The organism is Streptomyces scabichelini, assembly GCF_011045015.1.
In the GTDB taxonomy this organism is placed as follows: Bacteria; Actinomycetota; Actinomycetes; order Streptomycetales; family Streptomycetaceae; genus Streptomyces; species Streptomyces scabichelini.
Window position 1 is genome coordinate 1 of sequence record NZ_JAAKZY010000429.1, and the last position, 2,702, is coordinate 2,702.

At 68.6% G+C, this 2,702-nt stretch carries 2 protein-coding genes and 1 pseudogene; 2 read left to right on the forward strand and 1 reads right to left on the reverse strand.

Translation table 11 applies throughout. From position 1 onward, the window contains the following. A partial coding sequence (locus tag G5C60_RS53475) for a DUF6177 family protein (RefSeq protein WP_277611505.1) occupies window positions 1-147 on the forward strand: 147 nt, incomplete at its 5' end. A 133-nt stretch (window positions 148-280) separates the two neighbouring features. Here the strand turns inward: G5C60_RS53475 and gcl are convergent. Next, on the reverse strand, window positions 281-2,035 hold the full coding sequence (gene gcl, locus G5C60_RS50310) for a glyoxylate carboligase (protein ID WP_165270969.1): 1,755 nt from the start codon (window positions 2,033-2,035) through the stop codon (window positions 281-283). Window positions 2,036-2,310: 275 nt separating this feature from the next. Between gcl and G5C60_RS51390 the strand changes: the two are divergent. Continuing rightward, window positions 2,311-2,702 (forward strand): annotated as a pseudogene (locus tag G5C60_RS51390) (hypothetical protein); the annotation flags it as partial.

Sequence of the window (2,702 nt, forward strand, 5' to 3'; positions counted from 1 at the left end):
CCCCTCGACCTCCGCCCTCACCAACTCGGCCCTGCGACCGAGCCCGCGCTCCACTACGCCCTGGGCGACGGCACCGACGCCCACTCCTGGACCACACTCCAGCAGCTGACCACCCACCTCAAATCCGCACCAGGCAAGGCGGACTGAGATGTTCCGTGTCCCCCGCCCAGGGCTCGAATCCAGCACGGACCCAGCACGGGGAATGGCAACGGGGTCACCCTCCCAAAGGGCCGACCCCGTTTGACCCGCATGTCTGCCAAACCAAACCGTCGCGTCGACGCTACGGCAGCCGCTGAACGTTCCCCTCCTCGAACTCCACCACGTTGCTGATGTCATTCGTCGTGGACATCGAGATGTTGGTGACGCGCTCCAGGATCGCCTCGACGACGACCGGCACCTGGTGCTCGGCGGCGAGCTTCAGGGCGTGCTCGAAGGCGGTGGCCAGTTCGCCGGGGTCGGTGACGCGGATCGCCTTGCAGCCCAGGCCCTCGGCGACCTTGACGTGGTCGACGCCGTAGACGCCCAGCTCGGGGGAGTTGAGGTTCTCGAACTCCAGGTTGACCTGGAAGTCCATGTCGAAGGCACGCTGGGCCTGACGGATCAGGCCCAGGTAGGAGTTGTTCACCAGGACGTGGACGTACGGGATCCTGTGCTGGGCGCCGACGGCCAACTCCTCGATCATGAACTGGAAGTCGTAGTCGCCGGAGAGGGCGACCACGGACGCCGCCGGGTCGGCCTTGGCGACGCCCAGGGCGGCCGGGACGGTCCAGCCGAGCGGGCCCGCCTGGCCGCAGTTGATCCAGTGGCGCGGCCGGTAGACGTGCAGCATCTGGGCGCCGGCGATCTGCGAGAGGCCGATCGTGGAGACGTACCGGGTCTCAGGACCGAACACCTTGTTCATCTCCTCGTACACACGCTGCGGCTTGATCGGGATGTCGTCGAAGTGCGTACGGCGCTGGAGCCGGGACTTCTTCTCCCGCGCGGCCGCGGCCCACGCGGAACGGTCCGGCAGCGCGCCCCGCGCCTTCAACTCCCCTGCCACGTCCAGGAACAGCTCCAGCGCGGCCTTCGCGTCGGAGGCGATCCCGTAATCGGGGGCGAAGATCCTCCCGATCTGCGTCGGCTCGATGTCGACGTGCACGAACCTCCGGCCGGCCGTGTAGACGTCCAGCTTGCCGGTGTGGCGGTTGGCCCAGCGGTTGCCGATGCCGAGGACGAAGTCGGACTCCAGGAAGGTGGCGTTGCCGTAGCGGTGCGAGGTCTGGAGGCCGACCATGCCGGCGTTCAGCTCGTGGTCGTCGGGCAGGACGCCCCAGCCCATGAGGGTGGGGACGACCGGGATGCCGGTCAACTCGGCGAATTCCACGAGGAGTTCGGAGGCATCCGCGTTGATGACACCACCACCCGCGACGATCAGCGGGCGCTCGGACTCGCCCAGGAGCGCGAGGGCCTTCTCGATCTGGGCGCGGCTCGCGAACGGCTTGTACACCGGCAGCGGCTCGTACGTCTCCGGGTCGAACTCGATCTCGGTGAGCTGCACGTCGATGGGCAGGTCGATGAGGACCGGCCCGGGGCGGGCGGAGCGCATGAGATGGAAGGCCTGCTGGAAGACACCCGGCACCTGCGCCGCCTCCAGCACGGTGACCGCCATCTTGGTGACCGGCTTGGCGATCGAGGCGATGTCGACGGCCTGGAAGTCCTCTTTGTGGATCACGGCGGTCGGCGCCTGGCCGGTGATGCACAGGATCGGGATCGAGTCCCCGGTCGCGGAGTACAGGCCGGTGATCATGTCGGTGCCCGCGGGCCCTGAGGTGCCGATGCAGACGCCGATGTTGCCGGGGTGGGTACGGGTGTACCCCTCCGCCATGTGCGAGGCGCCCTCGACGTGGCGGGCGAGAGTGTGGTCGATCCCGCCGGAGGCCTTGAGCGCCGCGTAGAAGGGGTTGATCGCCGCGCCCGGGACACCGAACGCGTCCGTGACGCCCTCCCGCTTGAGGATCTCAACTGCCGCGCGGGCAGCGGTCATACGAGCCATTGCGTACTCCTGCTTCGGCCGTCGGATTCGGGCTCCCGTCGCGCCCCGCGGAGAGCTGCAAATTCCGTATTACGGAAACTAACTTCTACTATCTGGAAGCAATGTAGGCGGCGCCCCAGAGGCCGTCAAGGGACGGCACCACCGGATACGCCGCCCCGTCGCCACCCTGTCGTCCCCCCGTTGTCCCAACTCCCTGCCATGGAGCGCCCGCCTGGAGGACGATGGAGGCCTGTCCCGATGCGGCGTTTCTGGATGTGACGTTTCTGGAGTGGGTCATGGCCGAGGGCTTGCCGGTACGGTGTCCGGCCTGTCGGCGCGAGCACGTCTATGCGGCGCCGTCGTATCCGTGTGCGTGCGGCGCACCCGTCACCCCCGCGCTCGACCAGGAGGCGCACCCGGAGTCCGTCACGCACCACACCTGGGACGACGACTGGGTAACCGTCCGCTGCACGGCCTGCGGCCGCCAGGACCAGTGGCCGTGGCCCGAACTGGGCTGCCCCTGCGGCACCGTCCTCCGGGTGCCGCTCGCGGAGACACGGTCACCGAGTGAAGAGCCGGAAGCGCTGCGGGCAAGCACCGACTCCGAACCGGAAGCCCCGGACGCCGACGAAGGCACGGACCACCCGGCCCCAGCCCCAACTCCCCCACCAACTCCTGCTCCTGCTCC

Coding starts and splice junctions, on each gene's coding strand:
- gcl (WP_165270969.1), bottom strand. CDS start 2,035: ATGGCTCGTATGACCGCTGCCCGCGCGGCAGTTGAGATCCTCAAGCGG.